The organism is Serratia sp. AS12, from assembly GCF_000214195.1.
Lineage (GTDB): Bacteria > Pseudomonadota > Gammaproteobacteria > Enterobacterales > Enterobacteriaceae > Serratia > Serratia plymuthica.
The window spans coordinates 159625-171874 of the sequence record NC_015566.1; the positions used below are offsets into that span (position 1 = coordinate 159625).

The 12250-nt window shown below is 56.6% G+C and carries 11 protein-coding genes and 4 tRNA genes; 10 read left to right on the forward strand and 5 right to left on the reverse strand.

All coding sequences use genetic code 11. From position 1 onward, the window contains the following. The first annotated feature begins 65 nt into the window (after window positions 1–65). The 4 genes from SERAS12_RS00675 to SERAS12_RS00690 all read left to right on the forward strand — a co-directional run bounded on the left by SERAS12_RS00675 (window position 66) and on the right by SERAS12_RS00690 (window position 559). Window positions 66–142, forward strand: a tRNA-Arg gene (locus SERAS12_RS00675). Window positions 143–201: 59 nt separating this feature from the next. Continuing rightward, a tRNA-His gene (locus SERAS12_RS00680) sits at window positions 202–277 on the forward strand. A 43-nt stretch (window positions 278–320) separates the two neighbouring features. Beyond that, window positions 321–407, forward strand: a tRNA-Leu gene (locus SERAS12_RS00685). Between the two features lie 75 nt (window positions 408–482). After that, window positions 483–559, forward strand: a tRNA-Pro gene (locus SERAS12_RS00690). 871 nt (window positions 560–1430) lie between these two features. Here SERAS12_RS00690 and hemY read toward each other — a convergent pair. The 4 genes from hemY to hemC are packed head-to-tail and all read right to left on the reverse strand — an operon-like array spanning window position 1431 to window position 5454. Then, window positions 1431–2624, reverse strand: a complete 1194-nt coding sequence (gene hemY / locus SERAS12_RS00695) for a protoheme IX biogenesis protein HemY (protein ID WP_013811046.1) — start codon at window positions 2622–2624, stop codon at window positions 1431–1433. 3 nt (window positions 2625–2627) lie between these two features. Continuing rightward, window positions 2628–3752, reverse strand: coding sequence for a uroporphyrinogen-III C-methyltransferase (gene hemX / locus SERAS12_RS00700; RefSeq protein ID WP_013811047.1), 1125 nt, complete (start codon window positions 3750–3752; stop codon window positions 2628–2630). Window positions 3753–3775: 23 nt separating this feature from the next. Then, entirely contained in the window at window positions 3776–4516 is a 741-nt protein-coding gene (gene hemD, locus SERAS12_RS00705) for a uroporphyrinogen-III synthase (RefSeq protein ID WP_004950904.1), read from the reverse strand. Next, window positions 4513–5454 (reverse strand): hydroxymethylbilane synthase, encoded by a 942-nt coding sequence (hemC, locus tag SERAS12_RS00710; protein ID WP_013811048.1) that lies wholly within the window; start codon window positions 5452–5454, stop codon window positions 4513–4515. The genes hemD and hemC overlap by 4 nt, the downstream gene beginning before the upstream one ends. A gap of 315 nt (window positions 5455–5769) precedes the next feature. Here hemC and SERAS12_RS00715 point away from each other — a divergent pair, with 315 nt between their 5' ends. After that, window positions 5770–8322, forward strand: a complete 2553-nt coding sequence (locus tag SERAS12_RS00715) for a class I adenylate cyclase (RefSeq protein ID WP_041415814.1) — start codon at window positions 5770–5772, stop codon at window positions 8320–8322. Window positions 8323–8357: 35 nt separating this feature from the next. On the opposite strand, the gene cyaY is transcribed toward SERAS12_RS00715, so the two are convergent. Beyond that, a complete protein-coding gene (gene cyaY / locus SERAS12_RS00720) occupies window positions 8358–8678 on the reverse strand; it encodes an iron donor protein CyaY (protein ID WP_006318320.1) in 321 nt (106 codons plus the stop codon). 78 nt (window positions 8679–8756) lie between these two features. Between cyaY and SERAS12_RS00725 the strand changes: the two genes are divergently transcribed. The 5 genes from SERAS12_RS00725 (at window position 8757) to yigB (ending at window position 12185) form a co-directional block, all read left to right on the forward strand. Continuing rightward, window positions 8757–8963 (forward strand): lipoprotein, encoded by a 207-nt coding sequence (locus SERAS12_RS00725; RefSeq protein ID WP_305808861.1) that lies wholly within the window; start codon window positions 8757–8759, stop codon window positions 8961–8963. Window positions 8964–9035: 72 nt separating this feature from the next. Continuing rightward, window positions 9036–9860: a diaminopimelate epimerase gene (dapF, locus tag SERAS12_RS00730; protein ID WP_004950915.1), complete on the forward strand. Its 825-nt coding sequence runs from the start codon at window positions 9036–9038 to the stop codon at window positions 9858–9860. Continuing rightward, window positions 9857–10561, forward strand: coding sequence for a DUF484 domain-containing protein (locus tag SERAS12_RS00735; RefSeq protein ID WP_013811051.1), 705 nt, complete (start codon window positions 9857–9859; stop codon window positions 10559–10561). The genes dapF and SERAS12_RS00735 overlap by 4 nt, the downstream gene beginning before the upstream one ends. Continuing rightward, entirely contained in the window at window positions 10558–11469 is a 912-nt protein-coding gene (xerC, locus tag SERAS12_RS00740; protein WP_013811052.1) for a tyrosine recombinase XerC, read from the forward strand. The genes SERAS12_RS00735 and xerC overlap by 4 nt, the downstream gene beginning before the upstream one ends. Next, on the forward strand, window positions 11469–12185 hold the full coding sequence (yigB, locus tag SERAS12_RS00745; RefSeq protein WP_013811053.1) for a 5-amino-6-(5-phospho-D-ribitylamino)uracil phosphatase YigB: 717 nt from the start codon (window positions 11469–11471) through the stop codon (window positions 12183–12185). Before xerC ends, yigB begins: the two co-directional genes overlap by 1 nt. The last annotated feature ends 65 nt before the right edge of the window (window positions 12186–12250 follow it).

The window sequence follows — 12250 nt, forward strand, 5'->3', positions numbered from 1 at the left end:
TCTGCGAAAAAGCACTAGACAGGATTGGGTTAAATCCGTAGTATCCCCTCCCGCAACGGCGCTATGCGCCCGTAGCTCAGCTGGATAGAGCGCTGCCCTCCGGAGGCAGAGGTCTCAGGTTCGAATCCTGTCGGGCGCACCATTAAGTTTGTGTGCAAGAGCTGCGGTGGTAGTATTACCGCGTGAAGTTAAGAAGTAATGGTGGCTATAGCTCAGTTGGTAGAGCCCTGGATTGTGATTCCAGTTGTCGTGGGTTCGAGTCCCATTAGCCACCCCACTTCCTAAGAGAAGTGAAGAATTGTAAGCTGTTTTGTGACTGTGCGAAGGTGGCGGAATTGGTAGACGCGCTAGCTTCAGGTGTTAGTGTTCTTACGGACGTGAGGGTTCAAGTCCCTCTCTTCGCACCACACAAAATGTCTGATAAATTTTAATATTTACATAGACATAAGCGATAAGATTCAGTAGTATGTGCAACAAGAAATCGGCGAGTAGCGCAGCTTGGTAGCGCAACTGGTTTGGGACCAGTGGGTCGGAGGTTCGAATCCTCTCTCGCCGACCACTTTCAGAAAAGCCCGTTCAGCAATGAACGGGCTTTTCGCTTTCTGTAATCCGCACTTTCTATTTTCTTCAGCCTTGTCCTTGTCCTTGTCCTTGTCCTTGTCCTTGTCCTTGTCCTTGTCCTTGTCCTTGTCCTTGTCCTTGTCCTTGTCCTTGTCCTTCCTGTCTGCGTATTTTGGCACGTCGTTGGGTTTCAGCGACATGGGCATCATGCATTGTCGTCAAGTTGAGACATATAACATGATGATTTTGTTTGATAAAAATTACTTTGGCTTAAGTCGTCGTTCTAAGGCGACATAGTTAACTGTGACAGACCAAGAGAAGGGGGCAGGAGAGCGAACCGCGCTATCGATGTGAAAATAATTAAATGTTTTGTAATTCAATAGAATAGTGGTTTTTGTGCAAAGTCCGGCGCGCATTTTCCAGAAGTTGGCACGGCTTGTGCTATATCTATTCTGTAGATGCTCATTCCACCTCTTATGTTCGCCTTAGGCTTCATAAACCCTGGGAATGATGCAGAGCCGATTTAGGGTGCCTATTGTCCACCAGAACGATGACAGCGTTGCTTGCAACTGCTGACATCACACTCCGGGCATAACGTTGAGTGAGGCACCGCCCCTGTTGTCCTAGACCTGATTGCTTTTTTATACACTTGCCACTGCGGCAAGTGTTTTTTTTTGCCTAATACCCATCATATTTGAAGCCACAGCCGCGTTGACTGCGCGCTCTCACCCCAGTCACTTGGTTGACCAAGCTCCTGGGGATTCGTGAGCTTGCCGTCTTGCTGTGACTCCAACTATCTTGGGTATAAGCAACTTGGATAAAAAAGGCGCGACCAGGGGGCGCGCCTTGAGGACAATACATTGCCGGTGTTACTCGCCGTTATGCTTCAGGGTCAGCATTAGCCCTTCACGTCGCATTTGAGCGGCCTCGTCCGAACGGTGCAGCTTATCCAGCACATCAGCCAGCCAGGCGTAGTCGTAGGCATCCGGACGCTGTTTCAGCGCTTCCCGGAATGCGTCGGCGGCCTGTTGCCATTCACCGTGTTTCATCAACAGCTGACCTAGCGTGCTGTTCAGCAGCGGTGTAGCGCCATGTTGTTTGACCTGCTGACGCAACGCTTTTTCCAACTGTTCCGGGTTGCCGGACTTCAGGCGCGGGATCAGCAGCACCAAACGTTCGTCATACTGGCGCTTCAGGCTGTCGAGCACGATTTCCTGCGCCATTTCGTGGTCATTGCATTCGATCAGGTGTTCCACCATCGCGATTTGCAGCGGGACTTCATGGCGGGTTTTACGGCTCTGATCTTTCCACCAGCGCTTCAGGCCATCGCTGCCCTCGTCCGCCATCGCCTGATTCATCAGGCCGATGTAAGCCTGCTGTTGCAGCGCTTGCAGCTCAGCTTCGGTGTGCAAATTGATTTTGCCCATCGACGGCAGAATTTCCAGCAGTGAGGCAAAGGCGCCGGTGCGCAGATAAGCCTGCTCTGCCAGACGCAAGACCTCCGGATGACGCGGTGCTTGGTTCAGCAGACGATCGACGCCGTGACGTGCCGCATGGTTTTCCCCCTGCGCCAGTTGAATGCGTACGCGCGTGATATCTACCGGTAACTGATCGGTATCGGCGGCCTCGGCGGCGCGCTCCAGATACTGATTGGTGCGGAAATCATCACCGCGTTGCTGTGCGGCTTCGGCAGCCAGCAGATAGTTCACTACCGGCTGTTCGGCATGGTCGGCATTGCGCGTCAGCAGTTTTTCAACCTGCTTGTAATCCCCTTCAGCCAGCTTGATCAGCGCAGCTTTGGTTTGCTTGCGCGCCCGGCTGCGTTTGCGGCCAAGGAACCAGCCGCGGGTACGGGCGCCGGTACGGAAGATGCGGCGCAGGATCCATTCGATCGCCAGCAGCACGATAAAGAGCAGGACTGCCATGATCACCAGGCCGGTGACGCTGGTTTCGACATTGTAGTTATCGGTCTGGATCAGTACATAGCCCTGATGGCCGGCCAGCATCGGCCCGACAACCACGCTTGCGATCAGTACCAGGAACAGAAATAGCACGCGTAACATGGCTTACCCCTCCTGATGAGCGGCAGGGGACTGGGTCAGCAGATTGCGCACCCGGGTCTGCATCAGTTTTTCCAGCAATGGCTGGCTTTTCAACTGATCCGGCACGTCCATGGAGATCGACTGCTGGCTCAGGCTATCCAACTCTTCCAGAAAAGCTTTGGTGGCGGGGTCGGTGGTGTCGAAGTAGGCGCGTACCCAGGTGGAGATGGTTTCCAGCGACTGTTTGTACGTCTCATTCTGATGGCGCGGGATAGCTTGCGCAGCCACCAGCAGGCGCGAACGGATATTTTCGCGCAGATAGATGTCCTGATTCGGCGCCAGCAGCGGTTCGGCGCTGGCATCGCGGCGGCGGACGGTAATAAAGTCGGCCATGAAATTGTGCCAGCTTTTGGTCAGGTTCTGCCGCCATTCGCCAATCGAGCTGGAAAGCTCGCTGCTGTCCTGATCCATTGGCGCTTCGTCGCTGTTGTTATCCGCCAGACGCAGATTGTCGACCTGGTTAGACAGCTGATTGGTCTTGAGAATGATGCCGTCGAAATCGACCTGGGTCAGGGTGGACAGCGTGCTGATATCTTCGGTGATGGCGCGACGAACCTCGAGCAGGCTGGGGTCGTTCATGTCCGCCAGGCTGGCATCGGCGCTTTTCAACAGCGTCGCTGCACTGGTCACGTCCTGATCGCTCCACAGCTTGCGCCCGGCCATTTTCACCAGGAAATCGGCCTGCGCCAGTAGCCAGGTTTTGGCATCGCTGCCGGAGATGGTCGCGACCTTTTCCTGCAGCTCGTTAAGCTGCCGGGCCAGAGTGGCCTGCTCGCGGTCGGCGGCGTCCAGCGTTTTGCCCTGTTGTTGCAACAGACCTTCCAGCGCGCTTCTTTCCTGCTGCTGGCTCTGTTTCAGCCCATCAAGCTGTTGCTGCAGAGCTTGGTTGGCGGCGATGAGCCGTTGCGCCTGCTGATGTGTGTGGTAATAGCCGCCCGCGCCCAGTGCGATAACCAGCACGATAGCGATCGCGCCGAGCACAGGACCGGTATTTTTCCCTTTGCGGCGGTCAGCGTCTGGCTGCTGGGAGGTCTCAACCGCTGGGGTGGGTTCTTCAACCGGGGCGGATGGGGTATTTTGTTCCGTCATAGTGGTACATCCCATAGTCAGGTTTATTGTAGCGCGCGGATCAGCGCGTCATTATCGGCGTTATCAGCTACCCGAATCATGCTCCAGCCCAATTCCTGGGCGAGGGTAGCCAGGCGTTCACTCACTACTACCAGGCGGCAACGTAACAGCCACGAAGAACGATAGTAGTCAGGAACTAAAGTATAGAGCTGTTGTAACATTTCACCGCTGGTGACGACCAGCGTATCTACACCGGCACGTTGCCAGTGGGCGCTTTGCTCACTACCATCATAGTGCACCGGGCTGCGTTGATAACATTCATAATAGCTGACGTTGGCGCCACGCTCGCTCAACCGGTCGCCGAGCAACTCGCGCCCGCCGTTGCCGCGCAGGATAAGCGCCTGCTTGCCATCCAGCTTCTGCAACGCCGGCAGCAGCAACAGCGTTTCACTGATCTGCTGCTCGCGCGGGTACTCCACCGGCAGGCTGCTGATGCGGTGCATCGCCAGCCCGGTTGCCCGGCCAATGGCATAATAGGTCAGACGTGCCGGCCATGTCAGCCCGGCGCGGCCAATGACCGAGTTGGCGTAGTTCACCGAATGCTGCGACACGACAAACACCAGATCGCCATCATTAAGTTGCTGCAACGCCTGCGGCAGTTTGGGCAGATCGCGGCCGGGGGCGAAATCGATCAACGGGGCATGATAGGCAACCCGGCCGAGTGCGCGCAGGCGGCTCACCAGTTGTTCTCCAAAAGGAGAAGGGCGGGTTACCAAAATCGTCATGCCGAGGGATTTCCCTGATAAACGTCGTGCAGGATTTCACGTGCGCCACGCGCCAGCAGTTCTTCCGCCAGCTCAACGCCCATTTGTTCGGCCAGGGCCGCCGGGCCGCGACGTTCGCCGCGCACCATCTGGCTACCGTCCGGTGAGCCGACCAAGGCTCTCAGCCACAGGCTGTCGCCTTCCAGTTCGGCATAGCTGCCGATCGGCACCTGACAACCGCCTTCCAGCCGCGTATTCATCGCCCGTTCAGCGCGCACGCGGATATCGGTTGCGGTGTGATTAAGCGGTGCGAGCAGCGCACGGGTGGCGTCATCGTCGAGACGGCATTCGATGCCCACCGCGCCCTGACCGACGGCCGGCAGGCACTCTTCGGGGCTCAATGGGCTGCGGATACGTTGCTCCAACCCCAGGCGTTTCAACCCGGCGACCGCCAGAATAATGGCGTCGTAATCACCGTTATCCAACTTGGCCAGGCGGGTACCGACGTTGCCGCGCAAATCGCGCACGATCAAATCCGGCCGGCGTTCGCGCAACTGGCTCTGACGGCGCAGGCTCGAGGTGCCAACCACGCTGCCCTGCGGCAACTGATCGAACGAGGCAAAACGATTGGAAACAAAGGCGTCGCGCGGATCGTCACGCTCACAAATGGTCACCAGGCCCAGGCCTGCGGGGAAATCTATCGGGACGTCTTTCATCGAATGGACGGCGATATCGGCGCGGCCTTCCAGCAACGCCAACTCAAGTTCTTTAACAAACAGGCCTTTACCGCCGACTTTCGCCAGCGGCGTATCCAGAATAATGTCGCCCTTTGTGACCATTGGCACCAGTTCAACCTGCAGGCCGGGGTGGCTGGCCATCAGGCGCTGTTGCACATAATGTGCTTGCCAGAGTGCTAGCGGGCTTTGTCGGGTGGCAATTCGAATAATTTTGTCTAACATGCTTGTTACCGTTTTTATAATTCGCCGTTTATCCTACCACTGAGTGCGAAAACTGTCAGTGCAAGAAGCCACAGGCGAAGAAAGGACAACGGAATCAACGGGACGTGTGATGTATTTTGGGGCAGTTGACACTGCGGGTAAATCGTTTAGAGAAGCGCTACAATAATAGTGGAGCGTTACCTCCTTTACGGTCAATCAGCAAGGTGTTAAATTGATCACGTTTCCAACAATAAGTTGCCAAATATTCTTCCAACACTAACGGCGCTTATGGAATACGGGTTTTTTCTAAACACCGGGATAATCAGGCGAGACGTCTTGTACCTCTACATCGAGACACTGAAGCAGAGACTGGATGCGATCAACCAATTACGAGTCGATCGCGCCCTAGCGGCCATGAAGCCCGCGTTTCAACGGGTATACAGTCTGCTGCCTACCTTACTGCACCACCATCACCCACTGATGCCGGGCTATCTGAACGGTAACGTTCCCCACGGCGTTTGCCTCTACACGCCTGATGAAATCCAGCAAGATTACCTCAACGATTTAGAAGACAAATGGGGCAGCCCGTTTGACAAGCTGGCCAGCGGTGAGCTGCCGATTACCGGCGTTTACTCCATGGGCAGCACTTCGTCTATCGGCCAAAGCTGCAGCTCGGATCTCGACATCTGGGTGTGCCATCAGTCCTGGCTGGATAACGAAGAGCGTAGCCGTCTGCAGGAAAAATGCAGCCTGTTGGAAAAATGGTCGGCATCGATGGGCGTAGAAGTCAGCTTCTTCCTGATCGATGAAAACCGCTTCCGCCATAACGAAAGCGGCAGCCTGGGTGGCGAGAACTGCGGATCCACACAACATATCCTGCTGCTGGACGAGTTTTACCGCACCGCGGTGCGCCTGGCCGGCAAACGTATTTTGTGGAACATGGTGCCGGGCGAAGAAGAAGCGCATTACGATGAGTATGTGCTGTCGCTGTATTCGCAAGGCGCGTTGACGCCGAACGAATGGCTGGATCTCGGCGGCCTGAGCACATTGTCGGCGGAAGAATATTTTGGCGCCAGCCTGTGGCAGTTGTACAAGAGCATCGATTCGCCTTACAAGGCCGTGCTGAAGACCTTGCTGCTGGAAGCCTATTCCTGGGAATACCCGAATACCCAACTGCTGGCGATGGACATTAAACACCGCCTGCATGAAGGCGAGATCGTCTGCTTCGGGCTTGACTCCTACTGCATGATGCTCGAACGCGTCACGCATTATCTGAACCAAATCAACGACACCACCCGCCTCGATCTCGTCCGCCGCTGTTTCTATCTGAAAGTCTGTGAAAAACTGTCGCGCGCTAACGCCTGCGTTGGTTGGCGCCGCGAAATCCTTAGCCAGTTGGTCAGCGAATGGGGCTGGGACGAAGAGCGCCTGGCTATCCTGGATAACCGCGCCAATTGGAAGATCGAGCGCGTGCGTGAAGCGCACAACGAGCTGCTGGATGCGATGATGCAGAGTTACCGCAACCTGATCCGCTTCGCGCGCCGTAACAACCTCAGCGTCAGCGCCAGCCCGCAGGATATCGGTGTGCTTACCCGCAAGCTGTATGCGGCGTTTGAAGCCCTGCCCGGCAAGGTAACGCTGGTGAATCCGCAGATCTCACCGGACCTGTCGGAAAACGACTTAACCTTTATTCATGTGCCGATTGGCCGCGCCAACCGCACCGGTTGGTATCTGTACAATCAGGCGCCGGCGATGGATTCCATCGTCAGCCACCAACCGCTGGAATATAACCGCTACCTGAACAAGCTGGTGGCCTGGGCCTATTTCAACGGCCTGCTGACGCCGCAGACCCGCCTGCACATCAAGAGCGGCAACCTGTGCGACACGGCCAAACTGCAGGAACTGGTAGCCGACGTATCGCATCACTTCCCGCTGCGCCTGGCGGCGCCGACACCGAAAGCTTTGTACAGCCCGTGTGAAATTCGCCATCTGGCGATTATCGTCAATCTGGAAAACGATCCAACCGCCGCCTTCCGCAACCAGGTGGTGCATTTCGATTTCCGCAAGCTCGACGTGTTCAGCTTTGGCCAGCAGCAGCAATGCCTGGTGGGCAGTATCGATCTGCTGTACCGCAACTCATGGAACGAAGTGCGTACCCTGCATTTCAGCGGTGAGCAATCGGTGCTGGAAGCGCTGAAGACCATTCTCGGTAAAATGCATCAGGACGCCGCGCCCCCGGAATCGGTGGAAGTGTTCTGCTACAGCCAGCATCTGCGTGGTCTTATCCGTACCCGCATACAGCAACTGGTGTCGGAATGCATAGAGCTGCGTCTGTCCAGCACCCGCCTGGAACCGGGTCGTTTCAAAGCGGTGCGCGTCGCTGGCCAGACCTGGGGCCTGTTCTTTGAGCGCCTGAGCGTATCGGTGCAAAAGCTGGAAAACGCGGTGGAATTCTACGGCGCCATTTCCAACAACAAATTGCACGGCCTGTCGATCAAAGTGGAAACCGATCAAGTGCACTTGCCGCCGGTAGTGGATGGTTTCGCCAGTGAGGGGATCATTCAGTTCTTCTTCGAAGACACGTCGGACGATAAAGGCTTTAACATCTATATTCTGGATGAGTCTAACCGGGTGGAGGTTTACCACCATTGTGAAGGCAGTAAAGAGGAGTTGGTGCGTGACGTGAGCCGTTTCTATTCTTCTTCACACGATCGCTTCACTTACGGTTCCAGCTTTATCAACTTCAACCTGCCGCAGTTCTACCAGATAGTTCAGCTGGATGATCGTACCCAGGTGATCCCGTTCCGCAGCAATGTCCTGTCGAGCCTGTGCGTTACTCTGGCCGATGGTGCCGCTCAGCCGCTGAAGCAGCAATTCCAGTTGCATTGATTCCGTAGGGCAGGCCCTACGGAATCAGCGGCTTATCAGGCAAAATGCACGTCTTCGCCGGCCTGTGCGCTGGCCGCTTCGCTGAGCAACGGATAGAACCCGCGATCGCTGCGATCGCAGAACCAGGCGCCGTCCCGGTAGTTAAAGTGATAGCCGCCGGTTTTGGTTGCCAGCCACACCTGATGCAACGGCTCCTGACGGTTGATCACAATTTTGGTGCCATTTTCGAAACTTAACGTCATTACGCCGCCGTTAGTTTCGTAATCGATGTCCGCATCGCCGTCAAAATCGTCCAGTGTCTCTTCAATATTAAGCATCAGTTGGTCAGCCAACTGGTGAAACTCACTGTCGTTCATAATCAATTCCTATTGCTTTTCATGATCCACCTGCGATTATAGAGATCTTGGACGCATGAATTACAGGCATTAATGCAAATGAAAAAACAACTACGCTATGCGCTGATGGCAGTTCTGCTTGTCGGGCTCTCCGGCTGCGGTCTGAAAGGCCCGCTGTATTTCCCACCGGCCGAACCTGGTAGCCAGAAATCGGCCACTCCGCCGGTACAAACGGGCGATCAGGTACAGAAAAATCAGCAGGAAACCTCTGTCTCTCAGCAAAAACCGTCGATGAGCGACCAGTAACACCTGATTTGCGGTGGCGGGGCGTCGCCGCAAACCCAAGACGGATAGCGCGTCCAGATAGCGGAGTATGATATGCAGTTCTCCAAAATGCACGGTCTGGGCAACGACTTTATGGTGGTCGATGCCGTTACACAGAATGTCTATTTTTCACCTGAACTGATCCGCCGATTGGCCGATCGGCACTTGGGCGTTGGCTTTGACCAGATGCTGGTGGTAGAACCGCCTTACGATCCGGAACTTGATTTCCACTACCGCATTTTCAACGCCGACGGCAGTGAAGTGGCGCAGTGCGGTAATGGCGCCCGCTGTTTCGCCCGTTTTGTGCGGCTGAAAGGGCTGACCAACAAACGCGACATCCGCGTTAGCACCCAAACCGGGCGCATGGTGCTCAGCGTCACCGACGACGATCTGGTGTGCGTGAATATGGGCGAACCGAATTTTGATCCTCAGGCGGTGCCGTTTCGCGCCACCAAAGAGGAAAGGACATACATCATGCGTGCGGCGGAACATACGGTGCTGTGCGGCGTGGTGTCGATGGGCAATCCGCATTGTGTTTTACAGGTGGATGATGTAAAAACCGCCAAGGTAGAGCTGCTTGGGCCAGTGCTGGAAGGGCATGAGCGCTTCCCGGAACGGGCCAATATCGGTTTTATGCAAATCGTCAGTCGTGAACACATCAAGCTGCGGGTCTATGAGCGCGGCGCCGGTGAAACGCAGGCCTGCGGCAGCGGAGCCTGTGCGGCAGTGGCAGTGGGGATTCAACAAGAATTGCTGTCAGAAGAGGTGCATGTAGAACTGCCGGGCGGCAGTCTGCATATTCGCTGGAAAGGGCCGGGCAACCCGCTGTTTATGACCGGTCCGGCAACCCATGTATATGACGGATTTATTCATCTATGAAGAGTGTTGAGGACCAGGCTGTCACGGGCATTGAGCTTGATGACGACGCCGTAATGCAGTTTTTGCTGCAAAACCCGGATTTCTTTATTCGCAATGCGCGTTTGGTTGAACAGATGCGCGTCCCCCATCCCGTTCGCGGAACCGTGTCGCTGGTCGAGTGGCATCTGGCGCGCCAGCGCAACCATATTGGCCGGCTCGAAGAAGAGATCACCCTGCTGATGGAGCAGGCCAGCGCCAATGAAACGCTGTTTGCCAGCTTGCTGCATCTGCAGGCCAATCTGGCGACCGCCAGCAGTCTGCAAGACATGCTCAACCGCCTGCAACGCTGGGCGCGTGGTTTCGGTTTGGCCGGCGCCAACATCCGCCTGTTTTCCGAAAGCTGGAAAATCGGCGCGCCTTCCGACTTCACCCATCTTGCCCTGACGCGTTCGTCGTTTGAACCGCTGCGTATTCAGCGCCTGGGTGACCAACAGCATTTCCTCGGTAGCCTGAATGGCCCCGAGCTGTTGTTGCTGCTGCCGCAGGCCAAGCTGGTTGGCTCGGTCGCGTTGTCGATGTTGGGCGAAGACGGCGAACTGGGCATGGTGATTTTCAGCAGCCGCGATACGCAACACTATCAGCAGGGTATGGGCACCGTGATGCTCAATCAGTTGGCGCGCATGCTGCCTGAACTGCTGGAACGCTGGATAGAACGAGCATGACCCCGGTAGCGGCCAGCCTGCAACAGCCGGTGGACGCTTTCCTGCGCTATCTGAAGGTTGAGCGTCAGCTCAGCCCGCTCACTCAGCTCAGCTATTCTCGCCAACTGCAGGCGCTGATGGCGCTGGCGCAGGAGATGGGCGTGACTGAATGGCCGGCGCTGGACGCCGCCAAAGTCCGCATGCTGGCGGCACGCAGTAAACGCTCGGGCCTGCAGTCTTCCAGCCTTGCGCTGCGCTTGTCTGCGTTGCGCAGCTTCCTCGACTGGCAGGTTAGCCAGGGCGCGTTGGTCGCCAATCCCGCCAAAGGTATCCGAACGCCACGCAGCGGTCGTCATCTGCCGAAAAATATCGATGTCGATGAAGTGAATCAGCTGTTGAATATCGATCTTAACGATCCGCTGGCGGTGCGCGATCGCGCCATGCTGGAGGTGATGTACGGCGCCGGGTTGCGTCTGTCGGAGTTGGTGGGGCTGGATTGCCGTCATGTCGATCTGGCCGCCGGTGATATTTGGGTGCTGGGCAAGGGCAGCAAAGAACGCAAACTGCCGATTGGTCGCACCGCCGTTACCTGGCTGGAGCACTGGTTGGCGATGCGTGACCTGTTCGGCCCGACAGACGACGCGATGTTCCTGTCCAATCAGGGAAAACGCATCTCGACCCGCAACGTGCAAAAGCGTTTTGCCGAGTGGGGCGTCAAGCAGGGCGTTAACAGCCATATTCATCCGCACAAGCTGCGCCATTCGTTTGCGACCCATATGCTGGAGTCGAGCGGTGACCTGCGTGCTGTGCAGGAACTGCTCGGCCACGCCAACCTCACCACCACCCAAATCTATACCCACCTCGACTTTCAACATCTGGCGAACGTGTACGATGCTGCGCATCCGCGCGCCAAACGGGGGAAATCCTGATGCATTTCTATCGTCCTCTGCGCCCGCTGGCGGCGCTGACCTTCGATCTGGACGACACGCTGTACGACAACCGCCCGGTGATCAGGCAGACCGAGCTGCAGTCGGTAGCCTTTCTGCAGAATTATCATCCTGGGTTGAATCACTTGCAGTCGGCGGATTTTCATCGCCTTCGCCAGGAGCTGCGCGAGCAGGATCCGGAGATTTATCACGACGTCACCCAGTGGCGCTGGCGCGCTATTCATCTGGCGCTGAGCCGTCAGGGGCTGCGGGATGCCGAGGCTGCCGTCGGCGCCGACGCGGCGATGCAGAACTTTGCGTTGTGGCGCAGCCGCATCGAGGTGCCGGAGGCGACTCACGCCACGTTGAAAGCGCTGGGGGAGCGTTTCCCGCTGGTGGCGATCACCAACGGCAATGCCGATCCGGCGCTGTGCGGGCTGGACGGTTACTTCCAGTTTGTGCTGCGTTCCGGGCCGGATGGCCGCGCCAAACCCTATCAGGACATGTACCGGTTGGCCGCAGAACGGTTAGGGGTCCCCGCCGAGCGCATTCTGCACGTTGGCGATGATTTGACCACCGACGTTGCCGGGGCCTTGCGCTCAGGCCTGCAGGCCTGCTGGATCAACGACCGCCAACGCAACCTGATGCAGGTCGCGGACAGCCGTCTGCTGCCACATATTGAGATTTCGCAGTTGGCATCGCTGACAGCATTGTTATAATCCCTGCCAGAACTCTGTATAAATTCCCAGTGGAAAACGCGTCCCAGGCGCGTTTTCCCTTACCA